The organism is Paenibacillus sp. FSL R5-0810 (assembly GCF_038002285.1).
Taxonomy (GTDB): domain Bacteria; phylum Bacillota; class Bacilli; order Paenibacillales; family Paenibacillaceae; genus Paenibacillus_AQ; species Paenibacillus_AQ lactis.
In genome coordinates this window covers 657,203-671,035 of record NZ_JBBOCF010000001.1, presented here as the reverse complement: position 1 = coordinate 671,035, position 13,833 = coordinate 657,203, and the positions used below count along the sequence as shown (strand labels likewise).

Annotated in this window: 14 protein-coding genes; 5 read left to right on the top strand and 9 right to left on the bottom strand. The window is 54.6% G+C overall.

All coding sequences use genetic code 11. The features are described from left to right. Window positions 1-3: 3 nt before the first annotated feature. The 7 genes from rimM to wecB form a co-directional block, all read right to left on the bottom strand. Window positions 4-525, bottom strand: a complete 522-nt coding sequence (gene rimM / locus MKX76_RS03140) for a ribosome maturation factor RimM (protein WP_007132099.1) — start codon at window positions 523-525, stop codon at window positions 4-6. 112 nt (window positions 526-637) lie between these two features. Further along, complete coding sequence (locus MKX76_RS03135; protein ID WP_007132100.1) at window positions 638-868, bottom strand: KH domain-containing protein; 231 nt, start codon at window positions 866-868, stop codon at window positions 638-640. Between the two features lie 21 nt (window positions 869-889). After that, window positions 890-1,162, bottom strand: coding sequence for a 30S ribosomal protein S16 (rpsP, locus tag MKX76_RS03130; protein WP_007132101.1), 273 nt, complete (start codon window positions 1,160-1,162; stop codon window positions 890-892). 45 nt (window positions 1,163-1,207) lie between these two features. Beyond that, entirely contained in the window at window positions 1,208-2,587 is a 1,380-nt protein-coding gene (ffh, locus tag MKX76_RS03125) for a signal recognition particle protein (RefSeq protein WP_007132102.1), read from the bottom strand. A gap of 21 nt (window positions 2,588-2,608) precedes the next feature. Beyond that, window positions 2,609-2,965, bottom strand: a complete 357-nt coding sequence (locus tag MKX76_RS03120; protein ID WP_007132103.1) for a putative DNA-binding protein — start codon at window positions 2,963-2,965, stop codon at window positions 2,609-2,611. A gap of 135 nt (window positions 2,966-3,100) precedes the next feature. Beyond that, window positions 3,101-3,748 carry a PAQR family membrane homeostasis protein TrhA gene (trhA, locus tag MKX76_RS03115; RefSeq protein WP_007132104.1) on the bottom strand — a complete coding sequence of 216 codons (648 nt, stop codon included), beginning with the start codon at window positions 3,746-3,748 and terminating at the stop codon, window positions 3,101-3,103. Window positions 3,749-3,830: 82 nt separating this feature from the next. Beyond that, window positions 3,831-4,946, bottom strand: coding sequence for a non-hydrolyzing UDP-N-acetylglucosamine 2-epimerase (gene wecB, locus MKX76_RS03110; RefSeq protein WP_007132105.1), 1,116 nt, complete (start codon window positions 4,944-4,946; stop codon window positions 3,831-3,833). Window positions 4,947-5,138: 192 nt separating this feature from the next. Between wecB and MKX76_RS03105 the strand changes: the two genes are divergently transcribed. From MKX76_RS03105 to MKX76_RS03085, 5 genes are all read left to right on the top strand, one after another. Next, window positions 5,139-6,167: a glycosyltransferase gene (locus MKX76_RS03105; protein ID WP_007132106.1), complete on the top strand. Its 1,029-nt coding sequence runs from the start codon at window positions 5,139-5,141 to the stop codon at window positions 6,165-6,167. After that, window positions 6,164-7,381 (top strand): glycosyltransferase family 2 protein, encoded by a 1,218-nt coding sequence (locus MKX76_RS03100; protein ID WP_007132107.1) that lies wholly within the window; start codon window positions 6,164-6,166, stop codon window positions 7,379-7,381. Before MKX76_RS03105 ends, MKX76_RS03100 begins: the two co-directional genes overlap by 4 nt. A gap of 42 nt (window positions 7,382-7,423) precedes the next feature. Next, window positions 7,424-8,431: a polysaccharide pyruvyl transferase family protein gene (locus MKX76_RS03095; RefSeq protein ID WP_007132108.1), complete on the top strand. Its 1,008-nt coding sequence runs from the start codon at window positions 7,424-7,426 to the stop codon at window positions 8,429-8,431. 18 nt (window positions 8,432-8,449) lie between these two features. Continuing rightward, on the top strand, window positions 8,450-8,770 hold the full coding sequence (locus MKX76_RS03090) for a hypothetical protein (RefSeq protein WP_007132109.1): 321 nt from the start codon (window positions 8,450-8,452) through the stop codon (window positions 8,768-8,770). 65 nt (window positions 8,771-8,835) lie between these two features. Continuing rightward, entirely contained in the window at window positions 8,836-9,039 is a 204-nt protein-coding gene (locus MKX76_RS03085; RefSeq protein WP_007132110.1) for a hypothetical protein, read from the top strand. 157 nt (window positions 9,040-9,196) lie between these two features. Here the strand turns inward: MKX76_RS03085 and ftsY are convergent, their stop codons facing one another. Both ftsY and smc read right to left on the bottom strand, forming a co-directional pair. Further along, window positions 9,197-10,195: a signal recognition particle-docking protein FtsY gene (ftsY, locus tag MKX76_RS03080; protein WP_007132112.1), complete on the bottom strand. Its 999-nt coding sequence runs from the start codon at window positions 10,193-10,195 to the stop codon at window positions 9,197-9,199. A gap of 29 nt (window positions 10,196-10,224) precedes the next feature. Then, complete coding sequence (gene smc, locus MKX76_RS03075; protein WP_007132113.1) at window positions 10,225-13,794, bottom strand: chromosome segregation protein SMC; 3,570 nt, start codon at window positions 13,792-13,794, stop codon at window positions 10,225-10,227. Between the last annotated feature and the right edge of the window lie 39 nt (window positions 13,795-13,833).

The window sequence follows — 13,833 nt, the reverse complement described above, 5'->3', positions numbered from 1 at the left end:
TGTTTATAACAGCCCTTCCATCAGATGAACACGTACCAGCTTGGCTTCTTTATCCACATCTAGCACGACATCAGGGATTGCCGGAAGCAAAATCTGTTTGCCCTTCGGTGTCTTTACGACCCAGACATCATTAGCACCCGGGGTCAAGATCTCGGAGATGACGCCGAGTTCCTCGGGCGGCTCCTCATCCGTGACGACACGGCATCCGATGATTTCATGGAAGTAATACTCGTTCTCCGGAAGCTCCTCTTGAAGATCGGCCGTAATTTTCAAGAGAGCTCCCTTGAATTTCTCGACCTCGTTAATGCCGTGAAGCTCCTTGAATTTCACAATATACATATTCTTATGAAAGCGGGACGTGTCCACCGTCACCTCAATCGGGCTTCCCTGCTCCGGAACGATGTGCAGCTGACTTTTGCTCGCAAATCGCTGGTCTGCAAAATCCGAATACGGCATCACTTTGACTTCTCCGCGAATGCCGTGCGTGTTTACGATTTTACCTACCGTAAGTAACTTCTCTGACATGGTGTTCCTCCTGCACACATAATGAATGATCGCTGACATGAGGGTAACCCCGGTTTCTTCAGCATGTACGAAAAAGGGCTAGGACATGCATCCTAACCCCCTTTCGTATATTTTAAGAAATGATATCAACGGTCACCCGTTTATCCATTTTGACTGCCGCTGATGTTACGACTGTACGCAGTGATTTGGCAATACGCCCCTGCTTGCCTATGACCTTCCCGACATCGTCAGGATGCACGTGCAGCTCATATACAATCAGATGCTCCTTCTCAACTGTCTTTACAGTCACATCTTCTGGATGATCCACTAAAGCCTTAGCAATAACGCGAACTAATTCTTCCATAGATAACCCTCGCGATCAGTCTTATTTCTGATGCTTCAGCTCATGGAACTTCTTCATAACGCCCGCTTTGCTCAGCAAGTTGCGAACGGTATCGGATGCTTGCGCACCGTTTTGAAGCCACTGAAGAGCTTTTTCCTCATCGATCTTAACTTCAACCGGTTGTGCAACCGGATTGTAATAACCGATTTCCTCGATAAAACGACCATCACGCGGGGAACGGGAATCAGAAACCACCACGCGGTAGAAAGGAGCCTTGTGAGCACCCATGCGTTTCAGACGAATACGTACTGCCATTTCAACATTCACCTCCTTCAACAGATGTCCTTGCATCTATCCTTCTTAACGGAAAGGAAACTTCATTCCTTTGCCGGTTAATCCTTTAAGCTGTTTCAGTGCCTTGTTCTTGCCGCCCTTAGGGCCCATCATATCCGAAAACTGCTTCATGACGCGCCGCATCTCGTCGAATTGCTTGATGAGACGGTTCACCTCGGCGAGCGATGTTCCGCTGCCAGCGGCAATCCGCTTCCGGCGGTTATGGTTGATGATGTCAGGCTGCTGCTTCTCTTCGGTCGTCATCGAATGCACGATCGCCTCGATGCGCCCCATCTGCTTCTCATCCACCTTCAGATCCTTTGCCTGCTTCATCTTGCCCATGCCGGGGATCATATCCATCAGCTGATCAAGCGGGCCAAGCTTCTTCACCTGCTCCATCTGCTCCAAGAAATCCTCGAACGTAAACTCCGCGTTGCGCATTTTACGTTCCATTTCCTTCGCTTTCTCGGCGTCGATGTTCGACTGCGCCTTCTCGATCAAGGAAAGCATATCGCCCATGCCGAGAATCCGGGAAGCCATCCGTTCCGGATGGAAAGGCTCAAGCGCATCGATCTTCTCGCCGAGTGCGGCGAATTTGATCGGACATCCGGTGACGGCCTTGACCGACAAGGCCGCGCCGCCGCGGGTATCGCCGTCGAGCTTGGTCAGCACGACGCCGGTCAGAGTAAGCTGCTGATTGAAGCTCTCAGCCACATTCACCGCATCCTGACCCGTCATGGCATCCACCACGAGCAGAACCTCATCCGGGTTCACCGCGCTGTGGATTTGCTTCAGCTCCTCCATCAGCTCTTCATCGACATGAAGGCGTCCGGCAGTATCGATGATGACATAATCATGGCCGTTGTCCTTGGCATGCTGCAAGCCCTGCTTCGCAATCTCCACCGGGCTTGTCTTGTCTCCGAGCGAAAACACCGGCACTTTAATCTGTTCGCCAAGCACCTGGAGCTGCTTGATCGCAGCCGGGCGGTAAATATCGCCTGCGACGAGCAGCGGGCGGCTGTTCTGCTTCTGCAGCAGCTTCGCCAGCTTGCCCGAGGTCGTCGTCTTACCTGCACCTTGCAGACCCGCCATCATGATTACCGTAGGCGGCTTGCTGCTCTTGGCCAGCTTCGACTGGGTTCCGCCCATCAGCTCGGTCAATTCCTTATTAACGATATCGATGATGACCATGCCGGGCGTGAAGCTGTCCATCACTTCTTTCCCGATGGCCTTCTCCTTCACCTTGGCCACAAAATCCTTAACCACTTTGAAGTTAACATCGGCTTCCAATAGCGCGAGCCGAACCTCACGCATGGCGGCTGTTACATCTTCCTCGGATACCTTGCCCTTGCCGCGAAGCTTGCTGAATACGTTCTGCAGTCTGCTGGTCAATCCTTCAAACGCCATATCCGCCACCTCCGTTCGTACTTAATCCCATATCTTCAATCGTTCAACCATATCGGTCATCACGTGTTTCTCTTCATCATTCAATCCGCTGACCGCGAGCCGTTCCTGAAGCTTATCCAGCTCACGGATCCGCGCGTCGTGCTTCTTCAGAAGCCCAAGCTTCTCCTCATAGGACTCCAGCACCTGCTCCGCGCGTTTAATATGCTCGTAAACGGCCTGACGGCTGATTTCAAATTCTCCTGCGATTTCCCCCAGGGAAAAATCATCCAGGAAGTAATATTTCAGAAAGGTCCGCTGCTTCTCTGTCAGCAGCTGCTCATAGAAATCGAACAACAGATTGATCCGATTCGTCTTCTCGAGCCGATTCTCCTGACTCATGCAGGGCACCCCCTCGTCAAGGAAAAACACTTTACAGTTCACTTAACGAAACTTATCATACATAAAACAAAGAAGGATGTCAAGATATTTCCCTTGTCATCCTTCAATTTGGTGATCAACGGTTTATGCGGCCCTTCATCCGATCGGAAGAAGGTATATCAAAATTGCAAAGAAATGAAGCACCGAACCGGCCAGCACGAACAAATGCCAGATGGCATGGTGATACGGGAAGCCGCGCCATACATAGAAAATCGTGCCCAGCGTGTACAGAAGGCCGCCAATAACAAGCAGGTTTATGCCTTGGGGCGCAACCACGGCGGTCAGCGGATTCCAGGCAATAACGATCAGCCAGCCCATTGCAATGTAAAAGATGGTCGACAGAAACAGAAACTTTTTCACAAAGAACGCTTTAAATATGCAGCCTGCGATCGCGATTCCCCATACCACGCCGAACAGGCTCCAGCCAAGCGTGCCGCGGACGGCGACAAGCAGAAACGGCGTATAGGTTCCGGCAATGAACAAGTAGATGGAGGAATGATCCATAAACTCGAAAAAATCCTTTGCCTTCCCCTCCTTGAGGCTGTGCACGAGCGTGGAATTCAAATACAGCAGCAGCATCGTCGTACCGTAAATCGTGAAGCTCACCACATGCCAAGCCGTGCCTTTCAGACTGGAAAACACGATCAGGAGCACCAGCGCGGCCACGCTGAGCGCCGCCCCTATGCCATGGGTAATGGCATTAGCGATTTCCTCCCTGCGCGGATAAACGTGCGTATTTGCCATAGCTAAAAAATCCTTTCGCTTTAGATCTTAGCCTCTATTATAAACCCCTGCGGGAGGCAAAATCCAGCGAGCTGCTTAGAACCTACTCACCGGATGCGTCAAAATAGTTGCGGATTGCGCTTACGATCTGCGCGGAGGCGGTGCCGTCCCCGAACGGATTGGCCGCCTTGGCCATGGCCGCATATGCCCTCGGATCGAATAACAGTTCCTTGATTCCCTTTACAACGGCTCGCGTATCTGTCCCGACACATTTCAAGGTTCCCGCAATTACGCCTTCCGGCCTCTCCGTCTTGTCGCGCAGAACAAGGACCGGTTTGCCTAGAGAAGGGGCTTCCTCCTGAATGCCTCCGGAATCCGTCAACACCATGTACGAGCGCTTCATGATATGATGCAGATCCACGACGTCCAGCGGCGCAGTCAGGTGTACCCGATCCTCTCCCGCCAATCCATCCGATACCGCCTTCTGAATCGCAGGGTTCGGATGAACCGGATAGATCACCTCGATGTCCGGATTTTCCCGGATCAGCTGTTTGATCGCTTGAAACACATGGCTCATCGGCTCGCCCCAATTCTCTCTGCGATGCATGGTCATCAGAATCCAGCGCGTATCCTTTCTGAGCTTGTGCTGCAGCGGATGCGTAAACGGCGCGCTCAACGTCCATTTCATCGCATCGATCCCCGTGTTTCCCGTTACATAGATATGCCGGGTCCGATTCTCCTTCATCAGATGCTCAGCCGCCAGCCTTGTCGGGGCAAAATGCATGTCCGCAACCCGGCCGATCCACTCCCGGTTCATTTCCTCGGGAAAAGGCGCGTACTTGTCATAGGTTCTAAGGCCCGCCTCCACATGGCCGATCGGCACCTTTGCATAATAGGCCGCCAACGCTCCAATAAAAGCCGTTGTCGTATCCCCATGGACGAGGACCATATCATATTTGTTCTTTTGAAAGACCTCTTCCATCCCCCGGAGCAGATCCGCACTTAGGCTGTACAGGCTTTGCCCTTCCTTCATCATATTCAAATCCATGTCAGCATGAATATCGAAAAATTGAAGCACCTGATCGAGCATCTCCCGATGCTGCCCGGTGACACAGACAACCGGCATAAAGCCCGGAGTCTGCTCTAACTCCTTGACCAAGGGAGCCATTTTGATCGCTTCCGGTCGCGTACCGAAAACGACAAGCACCTTTTTATCCACAAATCTCACTCCTCACTCGCAATGGATATCATCATCCCGAGCATTATATGAAAAATTGGTAGAATCGTTCCGATTCTGGTGCCGCCCCTAGCATCATAATCAACCAATTTCGCTTCTCTTGTTCAATCGTCCAATCTTAAAAGCTATCAATGCATATAGTAACCCTAGAACCAAAGAAAGGAGGAAAACCTCTTGGCTGTCATCATTTACCCGAGAACGATGAACTGGTCTTATATGAAGCAAAGACCGCAGCAGCTTATGACTCAATTAGGCGCACTAGGTCATCAGGTTTTCTTCGAAAACCTGGCACCGCTGGATTCAGAGTTTACAGAGATTGAAGAGAATGTCTATCTATTTACGGATACGAAGGCGTTCTTGTACAAGAAGCTTCCTGCTCTTCGCAAGGAGCACCCGGTTGTCGTCTGGACGACCTGGTCCAAGCTCCGCACACGCATCGAGACGCTGTTCAAGCCGGACATTACGATCTATGACTGCTGTGATGAATTTCCGCACTGGGCGAAATACGAGCCGAAGATGATCGAATCGGCAGACCATGTTGTGTGCACGGCCGATGTGATCCACACCCGTCTTTCGCTTGCGTATCCGGAAAAACCACTGACCTTGATTCCAAACGGAGCGGATCCTTCATTCTTCCATATCCCGGCAACGGAGCGTCCCGCCGACCTGCCGGAAGGTCCCGTTGCCGCTTATATCGGCGCCTGGGCTTATTGGGTCGATCATGAGCTGTTTGCTAAGGCGGCTGCCGCATATCCCCATGTCCATTTCGTTTCGATCGGCGCTCCTTACGGCAGCTCGGGAGATTACTCGCACCTTCCCAATGTGCATATTCTCGGTGAAAAGCCCCACTATGAGCTCAAGCGCTATCTTCGCCATATCGATGTTGCCTTAATCCCGTTTCAATATCATCCGATTACGCTTGCCACCAATCCGGTAAAAGCCTACGAGTATATGGCAGCAGGCGTCCGCGTATTATCGACCGCCCTGCCGGAGTGCATCGCCATGGAACCGCATGTGAGAACCGCGACCACCCATGACGATTTCATCTCGAAACTTGGCGATATTCTACAGCACCCGGATTCGGAGGAGAGCAAGCAGGCCAGAATCGCCTATGCACGCAGCAACCGCTGGATCGAGCGCGGTAAGGCGGCGGATCAGGTCATTGCGGAAACGATTCGTCTCAGAGGGCTCGGCGGGAGATGAAGACGCTTGACATTCTTCATTCCCGGCCCTTCGGCTTCACCCGGGACGAGATTGCCGCCTATCGCGACCGGATTCTCGAAGAAGTGCGCCGGTCCGGCAGCGAGTGGGTAGTATCAAGCAGCATGAGCCTTCCTGCCCATAGGCAATGGCTCCGATCCTACGACTGGGCTTCCGATATACCGCAGGAAGCCGTCTGTATATGTGTGGACGGGATCCCCTGCTTATGGCGGAGGGAATGGCTCCGAAACCGCCTGTCGGAATGGAACAGCCGCCTTCCGGCAGCACGCTTTCTTCAGGATGATCTGATGCCGGATGACGAGAGCCAAATTTTCCGGACGGAAACGTCTTTTTCGGGAGGCTTAAGCATCGAAGGCTCCGGAAGCCGAAATCTCACCAGCCGAATCCCGATTTCTCAGCTTCATGATCGCGAATATATTGCCCCTCTCCTTGCCGCTGCACAGCAGCATCCGCCCCATTTGCATGTTCCTTCACAACAAGCAGCGTGTTCTGTTACCCGAGTGAAGCCTGCTGTTTCCATTCTCATGAGCGTTCACAATATGCGAGACACCATGGGCTGGAGCATCCGCTCGGTGCTGGCGCAGTCCAGCGAGGATTGGGAGCTGATCATCGGCGATGACGCCTCGGATGACGACACCCTTGAAGAAGCATGCTTTTATTCCGACCCCCGCATTAAGATCCTTCTGCATTCGCGCAATCGCGGCAAGGCGGTCATGATGAACCGGCTGCTTGAGGAAGCCAGGGGCCGCTATATACTGGAGCTGGACGGCGATGACTGGCTTGCTCCAGATACGGTGCGGCTGCTGTCCGAAGCTCTTGACCAGGCGCCGGAAGCCGGCATGGCGACAGCCTCCTATGCGTGGTGGATCCGTACGAGACAATTGGGACCGGTCTGGAAAGGCACCATGAGCAGCGTGAACCCGCCGGAGCAGGCCCTTTCCTCGCAACATTCCGCGCTGGCCCATCCCCTCGTTCCTCGGATGTACCGAGCAGCATCGCTGAAGGCGATCGGAGGGTGGTGGGACCGGGAGGATCGCTTCGGACGAATATTTGAAGATATCGAACTAACCTCCCGCTTGCTTGACCATCACCTTCTCGTTCAGGTTCCGGCTGTGTTGTATCACCGCGTAATTTACGGGAGCAGCATCAGCCAGCGCAGCCGGGACCTGTTCCCGGCCTGGCGTAAATCCCGTTAACGTCGATGCGGTTCGGCTTGACTATAAAGGAGGTGAAACGTTATGCAAATTGCCGCTTCCGGATATTACGGAATGGGAAATTTCGGGGACGATCTGTTCCTTCATACCCTCCGCCAGGTTTTTGACAATCACCACGTCTACCCTTGGAATTCCCGGCTGGACCCGAATCAGACCGATGCGTTCATCATCGGTGGAGGCGATCTGATCACGCCTTACTCCTTCAACAACTATTATTTCCCTGAACAGCTCAAGGGAAGGCCTGTCTGGGTCTATGGCGTTGGCATTGTGGACGCTTACCCCGAGCACACCTGGCCGGAGGATCAGGTCTCCGCTTACCGGGATATGATCTCGGCGGCCCAGCGTGCGGTGTTCCGGGATGAGAGGTCCCAAGCGATCGCGCAGCGGGCTAGGTTTCACCGAAATGCCGAGGTCGCTCCGGATATCGTGTTCGGATACCGGCAGCCGGCCATTCCCGTAAAGCGTTTCTCGAGACGTCCGACGATCGGCGTGGTCGTATTCTCGTATTCTTCCTTCCCGATGGACAATATGACGAAGCTGCTTGCGCATTTGAACCAAAAGGGGTACCACTTGGCTCTCATACCGGTCATCCATCATCCGGGCAATGCCTATTCCGACTACAGCACATGCTTGCAGCTGCAGCAGAAGGTGAAGGAGCTGTCGCCGCACGCGTCGATCGAAACGCTTCCTTTTCTGATGGATATCGAGCTGACGTACAGCTTCATTCAATCCGTCGATTATTTGATCTCCTTCAAGCTTCACCCGTCCCTTGCGGCCCTTCGGGGAGGTAAGCCTGTCCTGGCCTTCAGCACGATGGGCAAAGTGCACAGTCTTCTGTGCTCTTTCGGGCTTGGGCAGTACGTGGTCGATTACCGGCAGCCGCTGGATGAATTGGTTGAACGCGCCGAGCGTTTTTTGAAATACGGGCCCGGCCACCTGGACTGCGCACTGCCGCTCATCCGGGACACCGAGCAACGAAGCCTGGCTTCCCTGCTCGAGCTAAAGTCTGACATTGAACAATTCAAACGATAACAGAAAGGAGAATGACCCATGTGCTGTTTCCTGTTCGGCAGACGACTTGCTGCCAAAGTAAAGGCGTTATCGCGCCAGGTTGAGCTTCTCAGCCGGCAAACCGAACACTTAACCGAACGGGTAGAATCGCTGGAGGACCAGGTTCGAACCGGGTTGATCATCATTCCGGAGCTGATTGAATATTTCGGAGCCCGGATCGGCCAGAGGGTACGTGTAGGCACGACCTTCGTTACCCTGGAAGGCGTCGTTCTGGCGACGGCCGACGACGGAGTCCAGCTCCGGGAGGCTTCTGGCGATCTCGTTCTGATTCCTTTTACCAATATTACGTCCGTGCAGTAACGTTTGCTCGAGAGAGACTGATTGGATTCACTGTTCATGATTTTGAAAAAGGAGGCGAACCCCTTATGCGTTTTGTAGATTGGCTCCAAGGCTTTATCGGATCCGAAACCGAGGTGGCGGTGTCCGGCGATATCATCGTCGGGACGTTAACCGCGGTCGAAGACAGCACCGTGACGTTAAAGGTGCCGCCGATCATTTATGGTCCTCCGACCGATACGGCGATCATTCCGCTCCGGTCGATCGAATTCGTACGCATCGTTTCGTCCTGATCGGGTTCCTGTAACTTAGACAGTAAAAGGAGGGGAGGCATGGCGCGCCCGCATGCCTTGCCAAATAATAAAGAGGCGGCCCTTAGGTCACAGACCTTGAGGCTCGCCTCTTTGTTATGCTTCACGATGTATTCCATAACGGATTAGCGAATACAGATCAATTCGAGTCCGCAGGGCCTTCTTCTTCTTTGATCAGCCCGGCGAACAGCGCATGCACGAACTGCTCGGAATCGAAGGTCTGCAGATCCTCCATCTTCTCCCCGAGGCCTACGAGCTTCACCGGCAGGTTCAGCTCCTGGCGGATGGCGATAACGATGCCGCCCTTTGCCGTTCCATCGAGCTTTGTGAGGACAAGTCCGGTTACGCCGCTCTTCTCGCCGAACAGCTTCGCCTGACTCAGCGCATTCTGGCCTGTCGTAGCATCCAGCACCATCAGCACTTCATGCGGCGCACTCGGAATTTCCCGCTGGATCACGCGGAAGATCTTGTTAAGCTCTTCCATCAGATTCGTTTTGTTCTGGAGGCGTCCAGCCGTATCGCAGAGCAGGACATCCGCTTGCCGCTGCTTGGCCGCTTGTACGGCGTCAAACATGACGGCCGCCGGGTCCGATCCCGCCTGCTGCTTGATGACTTCAACGCCAACCCGCTCGCCCCAAACCTCGAGCTGCTCGATCGCCCCTGCGCGGAAGGTATCTCCTGCCGCCAGCAGCACTTTTTTCCCTTGCTGCTTGTAGCGGTGTGCCAGCTTGCCGATCGTTGTGGTCTTGCCAACGCCGTTGACGCCGACAAACAGGATCACCGTAATGCCGTCCGGATTTTCGCGGAGCTCGTTGCTGCTGTCATCGCGAAGCAGCTCCATCAGCTTCTCGGACAATACCGGCTGCAAATCCGCCGCATCCTCGATCCGGCGCTTCTTGACCTCCGCCCGGAGGTCGTCCATCAGATCCATCACCGTATTGACGCCGACATCGGCACCGATCAGGATCTCCTCCAGCTCCTCATAGAACTCCTCGTCTATTTTTTTGCGCCGGGTTACAAGATCCGATACCTTCTCGATGAATCCCTTCCGCGTTTTTTCGAGTCCGTCGCGGAACTGCTTCGTTACATTCTCGGTCTTGCTCGAAATGCTCTCTTTCAATCTCTTAAAAAAGCTCATAGTTCCCTCCACACATGTTAAATGTTCTATCAGGCAATTTCCGCTTCTTCATTCTCCAGCTTGACGGACACGAGCTTCGATACGCCGCCTTCCTCCATCGTGACCCCGTACAGCACGTCCGCTTCTTCCATCGTTCCTTTACGGTGAGTGACCACGATAAACTGCGTCTGCTCGGAAAACTCGCGCAAATACTGGGCAAAGCGCACAACGTTCGCTTCATCCAGTGCCGCCTCGACCTCATCCAGCACGCAGAACGGCACCGGCTTCACATGCAGAATGGCGAATAGAAGCGCCATGGCGGTCAGCGCACGTTCTCCGCCTGACAGCAGCTGCAGATTTTGCAGCTTCTTGCCCGGCGGCTGCGCGACGATATCGATACCCGTCTCCAAGAGACGATCCGGATCGATCAGAACAAGGTCTGCGCGCCCGCCTCCGAACAGCTTCGTAAATACGGTTCCGAACTCGCGGCGAATCGCATCAAAGGTCTGCTTAAAGCGCCTTGACATCTCATCATCCATTTCTTTGATGACTTGATACAGCGTCGTTTTCGCCTCGACCAGGTCGGCCTTCTGTTCGCTGAGGAACTGATAGCGTTCATTGACGCGCTGGTATTCCTCAATCGCGCCGAGGTTCACGTCCCCGAGGCCAGCAATGGAGCGCTTCAAATCCCGCACTTCATGCTGCGCGGACGTCACGTCCTCCGGCACCGGGTAGCGCTGCTTGGCCAGCTCATAGCTGAGCTCGTAATCCTCGCTTAATTTCTTAAGTATATTCTCCAGCTCCACATCGAGCCGGTTAACTCCGATTTCGGTCTCGCGGAGCTTATCTTCCACCGCTTTCAGCTGGATGCGCTGCTCCTTTGTCTCGCTCTCCGCTAGCTCCAGCTTTCGGCCAAGAGCCGTGCGCGCCGCCCGCTTGAACTCGAGCTGCTGCGCCGCCTCTTCCTTCTTCAGCTTGTACTCGTTCAAATTCTCGATCTGCTTGACGCTTTCGCGCTCATTCTGCTCGAGGTCGGCTTGAACCGAGGCCAGCATCGTACGGTTCTGCTTTTGTTGTTTCTCATGATTATCGACATCGGATTGCAGCCGCTTCAGCTGCTCCTCCAATGAGAAGGTCTCCTGATCCAGCTTGCCCTCACGGACTTTGAGCAGCGTAAGCTGGCTCTGCAGCTCTTCCTTGGCCGACTCATTGGCCTTGCGGGCAAATTCCGCCGCTTGAATGGCCTGATGCGTCGCCTTCTCCTCTTCCTCCAGCTGCTGCAGGAGCTTCTCCGCGCGGGCTCTCGCCTCCTGAATCTGCTTCGCTTCCTGCTCCTGGCTGCTCTTCTCCTCGCCGGCAAGCTCTGCCTGCTCCAGCACGTGACGCAGCTCATGCTCCAGCTGCTTCCGGTCTCCAGCCGCCTGCTGCTCTTCAATGCGCTTGTCGTCCCCTGCTTTACGCAGCGAATCCAGCTTATCCTGAGATTCCAGCATTTGCGTTCGTACGCCTTCGATGCCTTGGCGAAGCTTGTCCAGCTGGCGCTCGGTTTCCGTAATCTCTTGATCCAGCTGCTCCAGCTGGCGTTTGCGGCCAAGCAGGCTGTTCGTTTTCTTATGATGGCTTCCGCCGGTCATCGAACCGCCCGCATTGACGACATCTCCTTCCAGCGTCACGACACGGAAGCGGTAGGAGAACCGCGCTGCAATCTTGTTGGCCTGCTCCAGCGTCTCGGCAATCACGACATTGCCGAGCAAGCTGCCGACGATGTTGCTGTAACGCGGATCGTACTGCACGAGCTCGGAGCCGAAGCCGACAAACCCTGGCTCCCCTTCGGCCAGCGACCGGTCCGATCCGGAGACATTCCGCGGCCGGATGACGTCCAGCGGCAGAAATGTCGCCCGTCCTAGCTGCCGCTGCTTCAGGAAGGAGATCGCCTGCCGCGATACCGCTTCGTTATCCATAACGATATGCTGTACCGATGCTCCGAGCGCCGTTTCCATGGCCAGCTCCAGCCTTTCCGGCACGCGGATCAGCTCCGCCACCGCCCCATGGACACCCTGGAGCACCGATTTGCGCGATGCCTTCAGCACTTCCTTAACGCCCAGCATGAAGCCGTCAAAGTCATCCTGCAGCTCTTTCATGGTATCCCTGCGGGCAATTTGAGCTTCCCGCTTCTGCTCCCATTTCCGTAGCGCGCCCTGCGTCTCATCGAGCAGCTTCTGCAGCGACTGGTAACGCTCGCTCTCGCTGATGTACCCGCTGCGCAGATCGGCGATTTCCTTACCGAAGCGTTCGATGCTGCGGTCGATGCTCTCCTTGCGGCGAAGCAGATCCTCTTTCAAGGCCTCCCATTTGCCGGATTCCTCCTGTGCGCGATTCATCCGGCGCTCCAGCGCTTCCTGCTGTTGATCCGCATAACGGATTTCATTGCGCGCTTGGGCCATCCGGTTCATCAGCTCGAGCAAATTGCCTTTCAGGCTCTCCTCCTGCTCCTGGCTGATCCCGCCGGTGACGCCGACCAGCTTGGCTTCTTCCGCCGAGAGCTGATCCCGAACCTGAATCAGTTCCTGCTTCAGCTCCGACAGCTTGCTCTTCATGCGTTCAAGCTCTCCTACCCGCTCGGCAAGATGGGTATCGCCCGAATGGAGGCTGTCCTCCAGCTGCTCCCGCGTGCGCTCCAGATTCCGGCGGCGCTCCTTGAGCACTTCCCCGTACCCCTCGCTCTTCTCGAACAGCTCGCTGTATTGCAGAAGCTGGCTCTGGATGTCCTCCACTTCCTGCTCCAGCTGCCGCAGCGCCGATCGGTCGCTCTCCAGCTTGGCATCATGCGCGGAAACGACCGTTGACAGGGCAAGCTGCTCTTCCTTCAGCTGCTCGAGCTTTGCATTCGCTTCGCTCCATGCGTTATGAATCTGCTCAATTTGGTATACGTACAGCGATATTTCCTTATGCTTCAGCTCCTCGCGGAGCTCCTTGTAACGGACCGCTTTCTCGGACTGCTCCTTCAGCGGTCCGATCTGATCCTCAAGCTCTGTGACAAGATCGTGGATGCGGAGCAGGTTCTGCTCCGTCTCATCCAGCTTGCGCACGGATTCTTTTTTGCGCGATTTATATTTAACAATACCGGAAGCTTCCTCAAATATGCCCCTGCGGTCTTCCGATCTTGTGCTTAAGATCTCTTCGATACGCCCCTGTCCAATGATGGAATAGGCTTCCTTGCCGATCCCCGTGTCCATGAACAGCTCCGTAATATCCTTGAGCCTGCAGGACTGCCTGTTGATGAAATATTCGCTGTCGCCGCTTCGGTGCACCCGTCTGGTCACCGTTACCTCGTGAAAATCAAGCGGAAGCACATGATCCTCATTGTCGAGCGTAAGCGATACTTCGCCATAGTTGACCGCCTTACGCGCATCGCTGCCGGCAAAAATAATGTCCTCCATCTTCCCGCCGCGAAGCGATTTGGCGCTCTGCTCCCCAAGGACCCAGCGGATCCCGTCGGAGATGTTGCTCTTGCCGCTGCCATTCGGACCTACGACAGCCGTAATGCCGCGCACGAATTCCATCTCCGTTTTATCGGCAAACGACTTAAATCCTGCTAGCTCAATCCGTTTCAAAAACATATACGACCCATCACCTCTTTACGCTATTGTACCACAAGC